The sequence below is a fragment of the Halorussus salinisoli genome (assembly GCA_005239435.1).
Classification (GTDB): Archaea; Halobacteriota; Halobacteria; order Halobacteriales; family Haladaptataceae; genus Halorussus; species Halorussus salinisoli.
Map to the genome: position 1 here is coordinate 1,241,131 of SZNP01000001.1, position 15,645 is coordinate 1,256,775.

Annotated in this window: 18 protein-coding genes; 8 read left to right on the forward strand and 10 right to left on the reverse strand. The window is 65.4% G+C overall.

The window, feature by feature from the left end:
- Positions 1–67: 67 nt before the first annotated feature.
- Positions 68–1,168, forward strand: coding sequence for a Gfo/Idh/MocA family protein (locus E2484_RS10605; protein ID WP_137285160.1), 1,101 nt, complete (start codon positions 68–70; stop codon positions 1,166–1,168).
- Between the two features lie 12 nt (positions 1,169–1,180).
- On the opposite strand, the gene E2484_RS10610 is transcribed toward E2484_RS10605, so the two are convergent.
- Positions 1,181–2,032 carry a translation initiation factor eIF-2B gene (locus E2484_RS10610; RefSeq protein WP_137285161.1) on the reverse strand — a complete coding sequence of 284 codons (852 nt, stop codon included), beginning with the start codon at positions 2,030–2,032 and terminating at the stop codon, positions 1,181–1,183.
- A 188-nt stretch (positions 2,033–2,220) separates the two neighbouring features.
- Here E2484_RS10610 and E2484_RS10615 point away from each other — a divergent pair, with 188 nt between their 5' ends.
- Positions 2,221–2,568 (forward strand): hypothetical protein, encoded by a 348-nt coding sequence (locus tag E2484_RS10615; protein ID WP_321112340.1) that lies wholly within the window; start codon positions 2,221–2,223, stop codon positions 2,566–2,568.
- Here the strand turns inward: E2484_RS10615 and E2484_RS10620 are convergent.
- From E2484_RS10620 to E2484_RS10630, 3 genes are all read right to left on the reverse strand, one after another.
- A complete protein-coding gene (locus E2484_RS10620) occupies positions 2,558–2,743 on the reverse strand; it encodes a ribbon-helix-helix protein, CopG family (RefSeq protein WP_137285162.1) in 186 nt (61 codons plus the stop codon). The genes E2484_RS10615 and E2484_RS10620 overlap by 11 nt on opposite strands.
- 180 nt (positions 2,744–2,923) lie before the next feature.
- Entirely contained in the window at positions 2,924–3,118 is a 195-nt protein-coding gene (locus E2484_RS10625; protein WP_137285163.1) for a hypothetical protein, read from the reverse strand.
- Positions 3,119–3,290: 172 nt separating this feature from the next.
- Entirely contained in the window at positions 3,291–3,554 is a 264-nt protein-coding gene (locus E2484_RS10630) for a hypothetical protein (protein ID WP_137285164.1), read from the reverse strand.
- Between the two features lie 123 nt (positions 3,555–3,677).
- Here E2484_RS10630 and E2484_RS10635 point away from each other — a divergent pair, with 123 nt between their 5' ends.
- Positions 3,678–3,989 (forward strand): HalOD1 output domain-containing protein, encoded by a 312-nt coding sequence (locus tag E2484_RS10635; RefSeq protein WP_170977293.1) that lies wholly within the window; start codon positions 3,678–3,680, stop codon positions 3,987–3,989.
- 76 nt (positions 3,990–4,065) lie between these two features.
- On the opposite strand, the gene E2484_RS10640 is transcribed toward E2484_RS10635, so the two are convergent.
- Genes E2484_RS10640 through E2484_RS10650 form a run of 3 tightly spaced genes read right to left on the reverse strand, consistent with a single transcriptional unit; the run spans position 4,066 to position 7,148 of the window.
- On the reverse strand, positions 4,066–5,526 hold the full coding sequence (locus E2484_RS10640) for an RtcB family protein (RefSeq protein ID WP_137285165.1): 1,461 nt from the start codon (positions 5,524–5,526) through the stop codon (positions 4,066–4,068).
- Positions 5,523–6,632, reverse strand: a complete 1,110-nt coding sequence (locus tag E2484_RS10645) for a DoxX family protein (protein ID WP_137285166.1) — start codon at positions 6,630–6,632, stop codon at positions 5,523–5,525. Before E2484_RS10645 ends, E2484_RS10640 begins: the two co-directional genes overlap by 4 nt.
- Before the next feature lie 33 nt (positions 6,633–6,665).
- The gene (locus E2484_RS10650; protein WP_137285167.1) at positions 6,666–7,148 is read right to left on the reverse strand and encodes an archease; all 483 of its coding nucleotides are present in this window, start codon (positions 7,146–7,148) and stop codon (positions 6,666–6,668) included.
- A 180-nt stretch (positions 7,149–7,328) separates the two neighbouring features.
- Between E2484_RS10650 and E2484_RS10655 the strand changes: the two genes are divergently transcribed.
- From E2484_RS10655 to E2484_RS10670, 4 genes are all read left to right on the forward strand, one after another.
- Complete coding sequence (locus tag E2484_RS10655) at positions 7,329–7,817, forward strand: GNAT family N-acetyltransferase (RefSeq protein ID WP_137285168.1); 489 nt, start codon at positions 7,329–7,331, stop codon at positions 7,815–7,817.
- 132 nt (positions 7,818–7,949) lie between these two features.
- Complete coding sequence (gene priS, locus E2484_RS10660) at positions 7,950–9,107, forward strand: DNA primase small subunit PriS (protein ID WP_137285169.1); 1,158 nt, start codon at positions 7,950–7,952, stop codon at positions 9,105–9,107.
- A gap of 134 nt (positions 9,108–9,241) precedes the next feature.
- Positions 9,242–10,204: a hypothetical protein gene (locus tag E2484_RS10665; protein ID WP_137285170.1), complete on the forward strand. Its 963-nt coding sequence runs from the start codon at positions 9,242–9,244 to the stop codon at positions 10,202–10,204.
- Between the two features lie 368 nt (positions 10,205–10,572).
- Positions 10,573–11,181 carry a hypothetical protein gene (locus E2484_RS10670; RefSeq protein ID WP_137285171.1) on the forward strand — a complete coding sequence of 203 codons (609 nt, stop codon included), beginning with the start codon at positions 10,573–10,575 and terminating at the stop codon, positions 11,179–11,181.
- Positions 11,182–11,431: 250 nt separating this feature from the next.
- Here the strand turns inward: E2484_RS10670 and E2484_RS10675 are convergent, their stop codons facing one another.
- The gene (locus tag E2484_RS10675; protein WP_137285172.1) at positions 11,432–13,696 is read right to left on the reverse strand and encodes a CDC48 family AAA ATPase; all 2,265 of its coding nucleotides are present in this window, start codon (positions 13,694–13,696) and stop codon (positions 11,432–11,434) included.
- Complete coding sequence (locus E2484_RS10680) at positions 13,693–13,941, reverse strand: DUF7127 family protein (protein WP_137285173.1); 249 nt, start codon at positions 13,939–13,941, stop codon at positions 13,693–13,695. Before E2484_RS10680 ends, E2484_RS10675 begins: the two co-directional genes overlap by 4 nt.
- Positions 13,942–14,093: 152 nt before the next feature.
- On the opposite strand from E2484_RS10680, the gene E2484_RS10685 reads away from it, so the two are divergent.
- Positions 14,094–14,873: an alpha/beta fold hydrolase gene (locus tag E2484_RS10685; RefSeq protein ID WP_137285174.1), complete on the forward strand. Its 780-nt coding sequence runs from the start codon at positions 14,094–14,096 to the stop codon at positions 14,871–14,873.
- A gap of 47 nt (positions 14,874–14,920) precedes the next feature.
- On the opposite strand, the gene E2484_RS10690 is transcribed toward E2484_RS10685, so the two are convergent.
- A complete protein-coding gene (locus E2484_RS10690; protein WP_170977294.1) occupies positions 14,921–15,643 on the reverse strand; it encodes a ZIP family metal transporter in 723 nt (240 codons plus the stop codon).
- Positions 15,644–15,645: the final 2 nt, after the last annotated feature.

Below are 15,645 nucleotides of genomic sequence, written 5' to 3' on the forward strand. Positions count from 1 at the left end.
ACGAAAAATCCTACGAAGCGGACGACTCCTGAAATACTAAGCATCTCCCCGGAGTACGTCCGACGACATGACCGTCAAAGTCGGCGTTCTCGGCTACCGATTCATGGGCAAAGCGCACGCCAACGCCATGGCGCGACTACCGATGTTCTTCCCGGACGCCCCGGACGTAGAGCGCCACGTCCTCGTCGGGCGCGACGAAGACGCGCTCGCCGACGCGGCCGACCGCCTCGGGTTCGAGAACACGGCGACCGACTGGGAGGCGGTCGTGGACGAGGTGGACGTGTTCTACAACCTCGGGCCGAATCACGTCCACGCAGAACCCTCTATCGCCGCGCTCGAAGCGGGCACGCCGGTCCTCTGCGAGAAGCCGCTCGCCAACGACCTCGAAAGCGCCGAGCGAATGGCCGACGCCGCCGAGTCGGCGGGGGTTCCGACCGCCGCGGCGTTCAACTACCGGTACGTCCCGGCCATCCAGTACGCGAAGAACCTGATCGAAGACGGCGCTCTCGGCGAGATTCACCACTTCCGGGGGAAGTACTTGCAGGACTGGCTCGTGGACCCCGAGGCCCCGTGGTCGTGGCGCAACAGCGAGGAGATGGCCGGAAGCGGGGCACTCGGCGACCTGGGGGCCCACACCATCGACCTCGCGCGCTTCCTCGTCGGCGACGTGGAGCGGGTCTCGGGCCACCTCCAGACCTTCGTGGACGAGCGACCGGTCGAGGGTTCCGACGAGACTCGACCCGTCACGGTGGACGACGCCTACTCCGCGCAGGCCGAGTTGGAGGGCGGCGTGATGGCGACCCTCGAAGCCTCTCGGTTCGCGAACGGGCACAAGAACGACCACTCCATCGAGATTCACGGCTCCGAGGGGAGCCTGAAGTTCTCGCTGGAGCGCCTGAACGAACTGGAGGTCCTCCGCGGCGACAGTCGGGGTTACGAGACCGTTCTCGTCACCGACGAGGACGACCCCTACGTCGACCACTGGTGGCCGCCGGGCCACGTCATCGGGTGGGAACACACCTTCGTCCACGAGAACTACGAGTTCCTGTCCGCGGTGGACTCCGATGAAGAGTATCACCCCAGTTTCCACGACGGACTGGCGGTCCAGCGCGTCCTCTCGGCGATTCAGGAGAGCGACGAACGCGGCGAGTGGGTCGACGTAGACTGAGAGATCTCGCGGTCAGAACTCGTGGATGCCCTCGTCCGTGACCACCGCGTCGAGGAGGTCGGTCGGCGTGGCGTCGTAGGCCGGGTTCTCCACCGAGAATCCCTCGGCGGGTTCCAGCAGGACCTCGCTGGGCGACCGGAAGTCGTTCTCGAACCGGAACCCCTCGCCGACGAGTTTCGCCGACGACCCGACGACCGTGACCGGAACGTCGACGTTCTCGGCGGTCGCGGCCAGCGGGAAGGTACCGATTCGGTTGTAGAGGGTGTCCTCCACGATGCAGTCCATGCCCAGCAAGACGCGGTCGCACTCCGACAGGTAGTGGCCGCTGGCTCCGTCCACGATGAGGTGGGCGTCCACGCGGTCCATCTCCGCGAGGACGCGGGCGGTCTTGCGCCCGAGGTAGCGCGGTCGGGCCTCGGTGACGTACACGGTCAGGTAGCGACCGTCCGAGACCGCCTGCTCGATGGCCTCCAGCACCGTCGAGGAGTAGTCGTGGGTCAGAATCGTCGCGCCGTCCTCCACGAACTCCATGGCGTTCCCGGCAGCCCGGCGCTTGGCGGTCTCGACCTGCTCTACCACGTCGTCTACGGCCTCGCCGAGCGCGTCCTTCGCGTCGGCGACCGTCTCGGTTTCGACGTCCTCGACCATCGAGACGATGGCGCGTTGGGTCGTCACCAGCGAGGCGTGGGAGGGGTTCGCCCGCCGGAGGGCCGACGAGTTGCGTTCGAGGTCGCGCTCGAAGTCCTCGATAGAGGCGAACTCGCGTTCGACCAGGTCTTCCAGCGCCCGGGCGGCCTTCACGGCGACGACGGAGGAGCTGTGGGTCTGCATCTCCCGAATCTCCTCGACCGTCTCGTCTATCATACCCGTACCGTCTCCACCGCGGGCCAAAGGTCTTGCTTCTCGCGGTGCGAACCGGGTGTTCGTGCGGTCCGAACGTTCGCAGAGGGGGACCGTTCGCGGAGTCGGAACCGAGGTACTTCTCGAAGAACCAACCACCCCAAATCCCCCTAGACGACAGTCGAAAGTACGCCCCTCCCGTACCACCGACCATGACCGAGGTTCGCTACTACTGCCCGCGATGCGGGGCCATCGCCGCGCTCGACCGCGAGGGGTATCTCGCCGACAAGTGCGTGACGCCCACCCCGCTCGACGGGTGGGAGTACGCCGACGCCTACGACGACTTCGAGGATAGCGCGGACGGCGTGAAAATCGTCTGCGGGGCCGACGAAACCGAGGGCGAAGGCTGTGGCGAGGTGTACTTCCTGAGTTTCGTGAAGTACGAGGACGGCGAGGAGATAGACCCGAGAGACCGGTCGTTCGTGCCGCCGACGGTCGAAGGCCCCACCATAGACGACTCGGAGGACGACGACGGACCGCGATTCGACTTCAGGCCGTAGCTTCCTCTTCGGATTCCGACTCCTCGCGCTCCTTCAACCACCTGTCGAGGAGTTCGCGTATCGCGGCCTCGCGGTTGTCCCGGTGGTCGGCGAACGCGATGTCGTCGATCCGTTCGAGCTCCTCCTCGTCGAGTTCGAGCGTGACCGACTCCATGTCGAGGTGGTCCTGGTGCATATGGGGAATCCACCGAAGAGCGAACACAAATAAATTCGTCAGACGGGCGGCCGACGCGCGTCGAAGTAGTCGAAAAGAGGGGGAAAACGGTAACGGAACGGAAGATAGCAACAGAACGAAGCCAGAACGCAGGAGGGAGAAAGAGAAGCGAGGAGACGAGAGCCGAGATATATAGTCTATTTACTGCTGGACGGCCGAAGTCGCGGGCGAGTTGGTCGGCGTCCGGACGAACATCGCGTGACCGATCATACCGACCGAGACGGTCCCTGCGACCGGAACAGCGGTAGTGAGACCGAAACCGAAGGACGTGAAGAGGGCAGTCAGGCCGAGGAGTGCGAGCGGGATCAGACCGAGAATAAGGTCGTAGTAATTCATCGTACTATATACTACGCTCTATAGGTATATAAATCCACAGGGTTACAAACGAGCTGGATTGGCGTATGATACACATAACTTATACTTGGGTATCACCGGCGGCTCTCCGGAGAGAGAAGACGGCTCCGCTTTCCGCGTCTCACAAAGGTTATGGTTTCCGAAAGAAATAAAATTATTCCCGGGCCGGGCGGCGCTCGACCACGACTTCCTTCGTCTGCTCGGCGTCGATACCGAAGAGGAACCCGGAGATGAACAACAGTTCGTTACCGAGATAGTATCGGTCGATAATCTGGCTTACGAGACCGATTTCGAGCGTGGTGACGCCGAGGACGGCGAGGACGAGCGCCACGAACGCAGCGAGACCCGCGAACCAGCGCACCACGGTTCCGGAGAGCAATCCGACGACGAAAATCACGACCGCTTCGAAGAGCGCCATTACGTGTTCGCTCGACCGGCGAACACATTAATCCCGGTCGTATCGACCTATCCTGCTCGCTAAACTCTCGATTCAGTTGACACTCCGAGAAATGCATATTAGACTTCGGGTCGAGAAGTACGTATGACCGAGGAAGGCGGTACGTCTGCGCCGAACTCCGAGGAAGTCATCGTCCACCGCGAACTTTTCGAGGGGGAGCAACCGGACGCCGACGACGATCCGGAGATCGACATCGTACGAATCGTCGCGGACCTCGAAGGCAAGGAGGCGACTGAGATCTCGTCGCTGTACGACACCATCGACCGCGTGGTCGAACACCTGTACTCGAACCCGCCGCCAATCGAGGCCCAGGCCGAACTCGAATTCACCTTCGAGGGGTACCGGATCACGCTCGTACAGGACGGCACGGCGACGTTCATGAAAATCGCCGAGTAGCGGGGTCAGCGACGGAGCCGAGATTCTGGTTTCGAGAGGCCCGCTCGCTACGAATCGTGATCGCTAGTACTGGTGCCTACCCCTTGATGTTGCAGACCGGGAACGTCCGGGCCACCTTGTCGCCGATGCCGAGGGCGTCCGAGACCCGGACCACCTCGTCCACGTCCTTGTAGACGCCCGGGGCCTCCTCGGCGACGGTGGCACCGCTCTGGGCCTTGACGTAGATGTGCTCCTGCTCCAGTTCGTCCTGCACGTCGCCGCCCCAGTAGTCCTGCTTGGCCTGCGTCCGACTCATGGTCCGGCCCGCGCCGTGGGCCGTCGAACCGAAGGTGAGGTCCATCGACTCCTCGCCGCCGCGGAGGACGTAGCTTCCCGCACCCATGCTCCCGGGGATGATGATTGGCTGGCCCACGTCGAGGTACGCGCCCGGGACCTCCTCGTGGCTCGCCGGGAACGCCCGCGTCGCGCCCTTCCGGTGGACGAAGAGTTCGCGCTCCTCGCCGCCCTCCACGGTGTGGGTCTCCTTCTTGGCGATGTTGTGGGCCACGTCGTACAGCAGGTCCATGCCCATCGACTCCCAGTCGTCGTCGAACACCTTCTCGAACACCTGCCGGACGCGGTGCATGATGAGTTGGCGGTTCACCCACGCGAAGTTGATGCACGAACACATCGCGTCGTAGTAGTCCTCGGCGAGTTGGCTCCCGGCGGGCGCGGCCGCGAGTTCCTTGTCCGGCAACTGCGCCAGCAGACCCGCGTGGGCCTTCTCGATGTCCCGGAGGTAGTCGGTACAGACCTGATGACCGAGTCCGCGACTCCCGCAGTGGATGAGGACGACGATTTGGCCCTCCTCCAACCCGTAAGCGTCGGCCACGTCGTCCAGGTACGTGTCGGTCACGCGCTGGACTTCGAGGAAGTGGTTTCCCGACCCCAAACTGCCGATCTGGTTCTTCCCGCGGTCCTTGGCCTTCTGGGACACCTTCGAGGGGTCGCTGTCGTGGCGAACGCCCTCGTCCTCGCAGTGGGCCAGGTCCTCCTCGACGGCCCAGCCCTCTTCGAGCGCCCACTCCATCCCCCGGTCGAGGATGGCGTTCACGGTGTCGACGTCGCCCTCCACGACGCCCCCGCCGCCGAGACCCGAGGGGACGTTCGCGAAGAGGGCGTCCACGAGTTCCTCCTCGCGGCCCTGCACGTCCTCGTAGGAGAGGTCGGTCTTCAGCATTCTGACGCCGCAGTTGATGTCGTAGCCGACCGCTCCGGGCGAGATGCACCCCTCCTCGGCGTCTATTCCGGCCACGCCGCCGACCGGGAAGCCGTACCCCTGATGGCCGTCGGGCATGCAGACGTTGTACTTGCGAACGCCCGGCAGGTGAGTGGAGTTCTTCAACTGTTCGAGCGTCTTGTCGTCGGCGATCTGGTCCAGCAGGGTCTCGCTGGCGAGGACGCGCGCGGGAGCGCGCATGTCGCCTTCCTGCGGAATCTCCCAGACGTAGTCACGGACCTTCCGAAGCGTGACGTCGCCCGCGTCGTAGGTGGTCATACTCGTTGGTTCGGCTTGGACGCCGAAGACGTTTCGCCATTCGTCTCTGTGCGTGACCTGTCACCAAACTCGGACGCGCGAAGCCAGTCGTCGGCTGCGAGGGGACCCGACCCCGTGATGAACAGCATCGACACCATCCCGAAGAGTGTGACGTGGGCCAGAACCGGGTCGTCGGGCAGGCCGAACAGCGTCAGGGTCAGCATCGTGAAGGCAGTGGCCGCGGTCGCGCGTGTGAAGAGACCGACGAACAGCGCGACTCCCACAGCCATCTCGGTCAGTCCGGCCCCGACGACCCAGAGACCAGCGTCGACCGGCACGACCGACGTGAGGTCGTACTTCTCGACCACCGCGAGCGCCGGGCCGGGTGCGAACAGCTTCTGGGTGAATCCGAGATAGAAGAAGTTGAACCCGAGCGCCAACCGAACCAGTGTCGGCGCGAATCGGTCGTAGGGGTCGGTCCGGGCGTTCAGCCGCGACGCCGCGCGATGAATCGGGTCGAGGCGGCCGTACAGCGTCCCCTCGGCGTCGGAGACCCGCTGGAGCATCTGGTCGGCGCTCGGTCGGCCGCCGCCGAGGAGCGCGATGGCCAGAAAGCCGCCGACGTACTCGCTGGCCAGCAGGAGGCTCGGTTCGCCGAGTAACCCGACCAGATACGCCAGCAAACCGACCAGTGCTACGACTCGCGTGGCGAGTCCGAACAGGAGGAGAAAGCCGACCGCGACCTGTAGGATTCGGGCCTCCGCGTGGACGATGGGACTGAAGAAGTACCCCGAGAACCCCGCGCCGACCAGCGGAAGCCCGACCGATAGCCGGAGCATCCACGGCACGAGGTCGTCGTAGCCCGCGAGCGTCTCGCGCAGGACCGCGAAGTCGCGGGCCGCTGGCTGGAACCAGAGATACGCGAGCGCGACGACGACGACCGCAATCGCACCGCCGCCGACCAGCGCGGCGTTCACCGGTTCCGAGAGTACGTTTACGAGAAACTGGAGTGCGCTCGCCACGTCTTCGGCGCTATCGACGACGTATCGGACATGGGCACTGGCGGTCCCGGAGACCGCGAGTAGAGTTCCGAAGACGAGGGGCGGAACCCTTCGACGCCAGTTCATGTCGGAAGACACGACGCGACGGGCCGTAAGTGTTCACACGTCTAATACTACGTAGGCTCGCCACCCCTCGTCGGTCTCCTCCAGCGCCATCTCTGAGTAGGTGACGGCCTTGACTTCGCGGGCCGAGATCTCCTCGAGCGGGACGCCGCGGGCGCTCCCCTCCAGCACCCACTCGCCGGTCTCGTCCCTTCCATCTTCCTCCCGCCTCTCGGCCTCTCGGTCTTCCTCCCGCCTCTCGGACCCTCCGTCCTCCTCTCGAACCTCGGCTTCGTTGTCCACGGGGAGGACGGCGCGGACGTCGCGCTCGTAGATGAGTTCGTCCAGATAGTCGAACAGCAGTGCTTCGCGGCCCTCTGCCCGGACTTCGAGTTCGAATCGGTCGCCGCCCTCCTCGGGAATGGTCTCGCACATCGCGGCCGCCATCCCGTCGGCCGCCGCGGCGAAGACAGACCCGAGCGTCCGTCCGGTCGCCTCGACCGCAACGTCTGCGGTGTGGTCGCGGAGTTGATAGCCCATACCGGCACCCACGGACCGCCGGGGGAAAGGTTTCGCTATCTCGGCGGCCACGGTCGCTCTCGGTGACTCTCCTCGCCGACGGTAATCGCTGGCTGCTGGTCTCGACGACGGACGGAGAGGCCGGTCGGCACAAACGGCGGGGCGGTGGAATTATATTGACCACGGGCTTACGCCAATCTAGTGAGCGTCAACGTCGACATCGAAATCGCTCGCCCCGGCGACGACAGTTACGTCGAGGCGGCGTGGGAACTCAAAGAGCGCATCCGGCAGACGGAGGACGTCCTCAAACAGCGGAAGGGCTTCTTCACCGACGCCTATCGGCGCTCGACCGTCTACCTCCTCGTTACCCGCGACGGTGCCGACGAGCATCTTATGGGATTCTCCGCAGTTCGACGTGACGGCTACATCCTCTTTCTCGCAGTCTCGCCCGAGTTCCGCGGCGAAGGCGTCGGCAAGCGCCTCGTAGGACAGGTCGCGGAGAACCACGACAGCATCACCTGCCACGCCCGCGCGAGCAACCAGAACGCGCTGGGGTTCTACGAGCATCTCGGGTTCGAGGTCGAACGCCACATCCAGAACTACTACGAGGACGGTGGCGACGCCTACTACCTGAAACTGGGCGGAAGCGGCGGTCTCACCGAGAAACTCTCGGACTTCATGCGCGGGTGACCCTGGAATCGTCGCAGGTCACTCGACCGGCCACCGGAACGAACGTTCAGTTCTGCCGACGTTTGCCGAGAGGTCCCGTCCCACGACGCCGATAGCCAGCGTTTTAGTCCCGGCCCGAGATACCCCGACAGCATGGAAGAGCGCACCCGAGCGTACCTCCGTGGTCGGTTCCGCGACCACTATCGCCGGACGGAGTTGACCACGCCGCCGGACCCGCAAGCGCGCGAGTGGGGGTACATCCCGTGGACTGCGGGACCGACGACGATGGTCCGCCACCAGTCGCTACTGGAACTCGGCGAAGTCGGGGACTTCCTCCAGCGCGAGCGCCCGCGCCACGTCTACTTCTCGGCCGGGCGCTACGACGACCCCGGCGCCGACGACATGGACGCGAAGGGATGGCTCGACTCCGACCTCGTGTTCGACATCGACGCCGACCACCTGACCGGCGTGGACCCCCAACGGGACTCCTACGGCGAGATGCTCGCGGAGGGCAAAGCGGAGGTGCTGAACCTCGTCGACCTTCTCGAAGACGACTTCGGCTTCTCGGAGTTGACCGTCGTCTTCTCGGGCGGTCGGGGGTATCACGTTCACGTCCGCGACGAGAACGTCCGTGGTCTCGACCGGGACGAGCGCCGGGAGGTCGTCGACTACATCCGCGGCGAGGGCATCGAACTCGACGCCATCCAGCGCACCGAGATGGGCGGCACCGCGACCCGGCGCGTCCTCAAGAAAGACGGCGGGTGGGGTCGGCGGGTTCACCGCGAACTCCTCGCGCTGGCCGACGAACTGCTGGCGATGGACGAGGAAGACGCCCTCGACCGCCTCAAGGAGTTCGACCGCATCGGCGACGGCCGGGCGAAGACCATCCTCGGAGCGGTCTCGGAGGACTACGAGAAACTCGAAAGCGGCAACATAGAGCGCGGCGGGCCGGGAATCCGCCAACTGGCGAAGGTGATGACCCAACAGGTCGTCGCCGACCAGTCGGCCGCCATCGACGAACCCGTGACCACCGACCTCCGGCGTCTCATCCGCCTGCCGGGGAGTCTCCACGGCGGCACCGGCCTGGCGGTCACGCGCATCCCCCGCGACGAGGTCGAGGCCTTCGACCCGCTGGTGGACCCGGTCCCCGAGACGTTCGAGGGCCACGACGTGACGGTCGAAGTGACCGACCCGGGACCGGTGGAACTGAACGACGAAAGTTTTACCCTCCCGGACGGCGACGTATCGCTTCCCGAATACGTGGCCGTGTTCCTGATGGCTCGTGGCCGGGCCGAGAAGGGACGAGAATGACCGCCGCCGGACCCACGCGCCGGGAAAATCGACCGGCGCGACGGCCACGCCGCCGACCGCGCGACGAACCGACGACCGACCAACCGACGCGACCGACGAGACGAACGTGACAGGACGACCATGACAGGAAGACGATGAATCTGGACGAACTCCGCACGGTACAGAGCAAGGAGCGGTCGAAAGACAGCCTCCAGCATCTGCGCGAGTCGTTCTACGCCGACGTAGCCGACTACATCTCCGACCTCAAAGACCGGCGAGAGCGCGCGGCCGACGACGCCGAAAGCCCGTTCGACGACCCGGAGGTCAACCGCCTGACCGACGAAATCAACACCGCCGAGGACGTGGTGGAAGCGGTCTACGAGCGCCGCGTCGGCAAAATCGTCAAGCGGGCAAGCCTCGCTGCGGCGGGGATGCCCGCCGACGAGGAGGGGTTGACCGGCGAAGAGCAGGAACTGTTCGCCGAACTGGTGGAGCGCATCGAATCGAACAAGGAGGAGGTGCTGGACGTACTCGCCGGCGAGGCCGACGGCCCGACCGGGTCGTCGCCGACGCCGACGCCCGCCGATTCGGCAGGTGGCGAGTCGGCATCTGCGTCCCCGAACGGGACACCTGCCTCCCCCGATGCTTCGACCGCGACCGACGCCGCGCCGAATTCCGGTTCCGGCGGCGCGGCCGCACCGGGCGGCGCGTCGGACGAGGACGTGAGCGCCGCGGACGTGATGGGCGGCGGGGACGCGGCATCCGACCCCGCGAACGGCGATTCGACGCCCTCCGACGAGACGAACGCGGACGGCCCGCGCCCGGCGGCGGCGGAGGCGGCCGCAATCGCCGACGGTCCCGACGAGGAACCGGCGACGGGCGCGCCCGACGGGGAGTCGCCCGATGGGGAGGAGTCAACGCCCGAGTCGGGCGCTAACCCCGACGACCCTCTCGCGGGTCTCGGCGAACGGACGACCGTCCGTCTCACCGACGACGTGGGCGAAATCTTCGGGGTGGACGAGCGCACCTACGAACTGGCGACCGAGGACGTGGTGACCCTGCCCGAGGCGAACGCCGAACCCCTCGTGGAACGCGGCGCGGCCGAGAAACTGGAGTAGCGAGGACGGAGATGGATTTACCGCGGTTCGTTCGAACGGCGTAGCGGCGTCTTTCGGAAATTGAAATGCATGTAATAGAATTAAGAATGTTTCCATAAGAAGTGAAAATGTGGTCGCGGCGTGGGTACGATAACGCTCCGGTCACACCGCAGTTCGGGAAACAGTTCCGACTCCGCTCCCGCAACGAGATTTCTCCGTTCGGAAATGCCGGGAGCCGCGTGCCCTACGATTTAAGTTTAACGAGTGACACTGTCGATTCGAGATGGTGCTACCGGTTCCGAAGTGCGCGCTCCGCTGTTTCTCCGGCGTCTTCCTCCGGTCGGTCTCGGAGACGCTAGACGTGACGGGTGTAGTTCCGGGGGCTTGAGATGTCGTCCGAACGGTCCCGTCGACGGGCGCTCGAACTCGCCGGGACGACGCTCTCGCTCGGTCTCGCAGGATGTACGGCCTCGGTCCGCTCGACCGACTACCCCACGCTCCGGGTCTCGAACGAGGAGGTACCCGCGGACTTCGCGGACGTGAGCGCCACGGTCGTTCGGCAGTTCGGCCACGACGCTCCGGCCGAAATCCGCATCGGGTTCACGAACACCACCGACGCCGAACGAGAGTTCTCGTTCAGCGCGTCGCCGCCGTTCTCGGGACTCGCCGGTCGGCACGACGACCGAGACGCCTTCGCGCTCCTCGTACCACTCGAGAGCGAGGTCCACGTCGCCGCGGCGATAGAGGGACTGCCCGCGCCGACCGAGGTGATTCCCGACCGGCCGACCGACGGATGCTGGCAGGCGAAAGCGAACCTCAGCGCCGACCCGGTTTCAGTGTCGCGGCGACTCGCGCCCGGCGAGACGCTGGCCGAGACCTACGCCCTGCTCGCGGCACCCGTGGGCGAGGAGCCGTGTCCGCTGTCGGGCGAGTACCGATTCGAGAGCAACAGCTACTTCGAAGAGAGGTTGTGGGGCTTCTCGGCAATTCTGGACTGAACGACCGAAGAACAGTCGACGACTGGGTTCGCTCGGCGGAACGACAAAATGGTTACACTCCGAGCGGACCGAGGAACCCTCGACGGAGGAGCGAAGCGGCTTCTCCGCTTCGCCTCCGAGGGGGTGACGCCGCGTCGTCGGGAACGAAGTGACCGACTGCTCGGAAGACGCGGTTCGTCTTCCGGCGTTTTTCGTGAACGCTTGGCCAGGGAGAGCGCGCCTGTGGCGCGCTCGACCGCGGCAAAAGTTTCTACTGGAACGTGCGTCCGAGTTGGTCCTGTTCGGTCGCGGGTTCGGCCGTGTCGAACTCCTCTTCGATCTCCTCGTAGCGTTCCTTGGTCCTCTCGGTGACGCTCGGCGTCACTTCGTCGAGCGCCTGCTCGAAGTGTTCCTTGCTGATGCGGACGTTGCCGACGCTGTCGCCGATCTCCTCGGGGTCCACGCTCTGGATGAACTCCCGGGAGGCAGCCATCGAGGCCTCGCGGGTGACGGCTTCGATGTCGGCACCGACGTAGCCCTCGGTCTCTCCGGCCAGCCAGTCGAGGTCGACGTCGTCGGCGACGGGTTTGTCGCGGGTGTGGACCTCGAAGATGGCCTTGCGGGCCTCCTCGTCGGGCACCGGCACGTGGACGTGGCGGTCCAGGCGTCCGGGCCGCAGTAGCGCGCTGTCGATGAGGTCGGGCCGGTTCGAGGTGGCGATGACCACCACGTCTTCGAGTTCTTCGAGGCCGTCCAGTTCCGTCAGCAACTGGGAGACCACGCGCTCGCTGACCTGCGAACCGCCGCCTCCGCCGGAACCGCGCTCGGTGGCGATGGAGTCTATCTCGTCGAAGAACACCACCGTCGGAGCGTTCTCGCGGGCCTTGCTGAACACTTCGCGGACGCCCTTCTCGGACTCACCGACCCACTTCGAGAGGAGTTCGGGGCCCTTGATCGAGATGAAGTTGCTGTCGCTCTCGTTGGCGACGGCCTTCGCCATCAGGGTCTTGCCCGTGCCGGGCGGGCCGTACATCAGTACGCCCTTGGCGGCCTGCATGTCGAGCGCGTCGAACACCTCGGGGTAGTCCAGCGGCCACTGGATGGTCTCCCGGAGGCGCTCTTTGGTGTCTTCGAGTCCGCCGACGCGGTCCCACGTAACGTCGGGGACTTCCACGAACACCTCGCGGAGCGCCGAGGGTTCGATGCCCTTCAGCGCCTCCTTGAAGTCCTTCTCGGTGACCTTCAGCGACTCCAGCACGTCGGCCGGAATCTCCTCCTCTTCGAGGTCGATTTCGGGCCGGATGCGCCGGAGCGCGTTCATCGCGCCTTCCTTGGCGAGATTCTCGAGGTCGGCGCCGACGAAGCCGTGGGTGTTGTCGGCGTACTCTTCCAAGTCCACGCCGTCCGCGAGGGGCATCCCTCGGGTGTGGACCTGCATGATTTCGAGGCGGCCCTCGCGGTCGGGCACGCCGATTTCGATTTCGCGGTCGAACCGGCCGGGCCGACGCAGGGCCTGGTCCACGGCGTCCACGCGGTTGGTCGCCGCGATGACCGTGACCTCGCCGCGAGATTCGAGGCCGTCCATCAGCGAGAGGAGTTGGGCCACGACGCGGCGCTCCACGTCGCCACCGGCCTCCTCGCGCTTGGGCGCGATGGAGTCCAACTCGTCGATGAAGACGATGGCCGGAGCGTTCTGCTCGGCCTCCTCGAACACTTCGCGGAGTTTCTCCTCGGACTCCCCGTAGTACTTCGACATGATTTCGGGGCCCGAGATGGTCTGGAAGTGGGCGTCGATCTCGTTAGCGACGGCCTTCGCCATCAGGGTCTTGCCGGTCCCCGGCGGGCCGTGGAGCAGGACGCCCTTCGGCGGGTCGATGCCGAGGCGACTGAACAGTTCGGGGTGGCGCATCGGCAGTTCGATCATCTCCCGAACCTGTTCGAGTTCGCTTTCGAGACCGCCGATGTCCTCGTAGGCCACGCTGGGCGTACCGTCGGGGCCGCCCGCTCCGCCCTGTGCGATTTCCTCGGCGGCGCGTTCGCTGATGTTGATATCGGTCGAGTCGGTCACGACGACCGTCCCCTCGGGGTCGGTGCTGGCGACCTTCAGCGGGATGGACTGGCCGGAACCCATCCCCATCAGGCCGAAGCCGAACGGGACGTTCTGGCCCTGCGTGATGGCCTGCCCGCTGAGCTTGTCCCGGATGTGCGGGGTGATGTCGCCGCGAATCTGGAGGTTCTGCGGGAGAGCGATGGTCACGGAGTTGGCGGGCTTGACGTCCGCCTTCTCGATGGTGACTTTGTCGTCGATGCCGACGCTCGCCTCCTGTCGGAGCTGTCCGTCGATACGGACGACTCCCCGACCCTCGTCTTCGGGGTAGCCCGGCCAGACGCGGGCGACTGCCCGGCCCTGATTCTTCCCCTCGATGACGATGTAGTCGCCGTTTTCGACGCCGAGTTCGTGCATCGACTGGCGGTCGATGGCGGCGAGTCCGCGACCGGCGTCTTTCTGTTTCAACGGCTTGACGGTAAGCTTCATAGTCCCACCTCGATAGTGAGGACGCCGTTGGTGATAAACGCTTCCGCCCCACCGTCGGGGAGTTGGAGTTCGATCTGGCGCGCCTCGTCCTCGTCCTCGAAGACGACGATAGCCGCGTCGTCGAGAACGTCCACGGAGGCGTCGTTTCCGACGCCGAGGTCGGCCACGAGGACTTCCGCGTCGTCGTCGTAAACGTACCGGCGAGCGAACACGTCTTCTCGGTCGGCGATGTGCTTCAGTGACATTTCAATCCTAACCAAACGTTAGTCTTCACTATATTTAAACCTTCCGATGAATAAACGCCGTACTGCGTCGGGGTACACCGATAACTGACGAATTGCGGTTCCGGTCGTCGCACGACCGGAGGTTTTTGTCTCGCGCACACGTTGGTTCCGACATGGAACAGGTCACGCACCGCGGCCGAACGACGGCCTACCGGATCGCCGACCGCAGTGGCGAGGGTTCGCCACTCCTCGCGGTTCACGGGTCGGGCGGCACGCACGACGTTTGGAAGGGACAACTCGGCCGACTGGCGAGCGAGCGACCGGTCGTCGCGCTCGACTTGAGCGGACACGGCGAGTCGGAGGACTTCGACGCCGACCCCGGTTGGGAGACGCTCTCGGCTTACGCCGACGACGTGCTGGCGGTCGCCGACGAGACCGACGCGGGCGTGCTGGTCGGCCACTCGCTCGGCGGCGCGGTCGCACTCCAACTCGTAACCGAGCGCGACCACGACTTCGACGGTCTCGTCCTCGCCGGGACGGGCGCGAAACTACCCGTACTGGCCGACCTCCGGCGATGGCTCGAATCCGACTTCGACCGCGCGGTCGAGTTCCTCCACGGCGAGGACCGCCTCTTCCACGACGCCGACTCCCGGTACGTCCAGCTTTCGACCGAGACGATGATGGAGGTCGGTCAGCGCGTCACCCGCCGGGACTTCGAGTCCTGCCACGAGTTCGACGTGCGGGACCGACTCGACGACGTCGCGGTGCCGACGCTCGCGCTCGTCGGCGAACACGACAAGCTGACGCCGCCGGAGTACCACGAGGAACTGGCCGACGCGATTCCCGACGCTCGGTACCGCGAGGTGCGCGGCGCGGCCCACCTCGCCATGCTGGAGGAGCCCGAGGGGTTCAACGCCGCCGTCGAGGAGTTTCTGTCGGACGTCGGGGTTTAGCCACGGTCACCGTTTCCGACCGCTCTAAACCGATACTCCTCGCGGATTCAGTGTATCATATCGAGGAGGAAGATGAGGAGGAATCCGGCGAAGAACAGCGTCGTCGACGTCGGCGTTTCGGGCACTTTTTGAGCCTTCACGAGCAGTTCCTCGGTCACCAGATACAGGAGCGCGGCCGAACCGAACGCGAGTATGAGCGCGATCGGTGTCCCGGTAATCCCGTCGAGCGCGAGGATTCCGACCGTCACACCGACGACCAACAGGAGTCCGAAGCCCGTCGGGACGGCGAGTTTCTTGAGCGTCCCCATCTTCTCCGGGAGTGCGATGACGCCGGTCACGCCGAGAAACAGAACTTCTATCGCCAGCGCCACGGCGATCAGAACTCCGGTGGCCGCCTCCGCCAGGAACGAGACGCCGATCAGTACGCCGTCGATGAGCATGTCGATGCTCACGGTGATGAGCAGGCTGGAGGCACCGGCCAACTTCCCGCCGATACCCCGCTTTTCGACGTACTTGCTGAGTCGGTGAATGCCGAGCATAGCGACGACGCCGAGCGCGAATCCGACGACGACCACGCTCGGTGCGCGCGTGTGCACGTCGGGGAGGAGTTCGGCGGCGACGGCCGCGAAGACGACGCCCGCCGCGAAGTGCTGTACGTTGCTCTCCATGTGCGGCCCCGGCGGACGGTAGACGGCGACCAGTCCACCGACCAGCGCGGCTACCACGGCCAACATCGTGTACGAAAGCGCCTGAATCAGAGTTTCGGCCATCT

Excerpts from the sequence above, each read along its gene's own strand:
- E2484_RS10605 (WP_137285160.1), top strand. The coding sequence starts at position 68 with ATGACCGTCAAAGTCGGCGTTCTCGGCTACCGATTCATGGGCAAAGCG.
- E2484_RS10610 (WP_137285161.1), bottom strand. The coding sequence starts at position 2,032 with ATGATAGACGAGACGGTCGAGGAGATTCGGGAGATGCAGACCCACAGC.
- E2484_RS10615 (WP_321112340.1), top strand. The coding sequence starts at position 2,221 with ATGACCGAGGTTCGCTACTACTGCCCGCGATGCGGGGCCATCGCCGCG.
- E2484_RS10620 (WP_137285162.1), bottom strand. The coding sequence starts at position 2,743 with ATGCACCAGGACCACCTCGACATGGAGTCGGTCACGCTCGAACTCGAC.
- E2484_RS10625 (WP_137285163.1), bottom strand. The coding sequence starts at position 3,118 with ATGAATTACTACGACCTTATTCTCGGTCTGATCCCGCTCGCACTCCTC.
- E2484_RS10630 (WP_137285164.1), bottom strand. The coding sequence starts at position 3,554 with ATGGCGCTCTTCGAAGCGGTCGTGATTTTCGTCGTCGGATTGCTCTCC.
- E2484_RS10635 (WP_170977293.1), top strand. The coding sequence starts at position 3,678 with ATGACCGAGGAAGGCGGTACGTCTGCGCCGAACTCCGAGGAAGTCATC.
- E2484_RS10640 (WP_137285165.1), bottom strand. The coding sequence starts at position 5,526 with ATGACCACCTACGACGCGGGCGACGTCACGCTTCGGAAGGTCCGTGAC.
- E2484_RS10645 (WP_137285166.1), bottom strand. The coding sequence starts at position 6,632 with ATGAACTGGCGTCGAAGGGTTCCGCCCCTCGTCTTCGGAACTCTACTC.
- E2484_RS10650 (WP_137285167.1), bottom strand. The coding sequence starts at position 7,148 with ATGGGCTATCAACTCCGCGACCACACCGCAGACGTTGCGGTCGAGGCG.
- priS (WP_137285169.1), top strand. The coding sequence starts at position 7,950 with ATGGAAGAGCGCACCCGAGCGTACCTCCGTGGTCGGTTCCGCGACCAC.
- E2484_RS10665 (WP_137285170.1), top strand. The coding sequence starts at position 9,242 with ATGAATCTGGACGAACTCCGCACGGTACAGAGCAAGGAGCGGTCGAAA.
- E2484_RS10670 (WP_137285171.1), top strand. The coding sequence starts at position 10,573 with ATGTCGTCCGAACGGTCCCGTCGACGGGCGCTCGAACTCGCCGGGACG.
- E2484_RS10675 (WP_137285172.1), bottom strand. The coding sequence starts at position 13,696 with ATGAAGCTTACCGTCAAGCCGTTGAAACAGAAAGACGCCGGTCGCGGA.
- E2484_RS10680 (WP_137285173.1), bottom strand. The coding sequence starts at position 13,941 with ATGTCACTGAAGCACATCGCCGACCGAGAAGACGTGTTCGCTCGCCGG.
- E2484_RS10685 (WP_137285174.1), top strand. The coding sequence starts at position 14,094 with ATGGAACAGGTCACGCACCGCGGCCGAACGACGGCCTACCGGATCGCC.
- E2484_RS10690 (WP_170977294.1), bottom strand. The coding sequence starts at position 15,643 with ATGGCCGAAACTCTGATTCAGGCGCTTTCGTACACGATGTTGGCCGTG.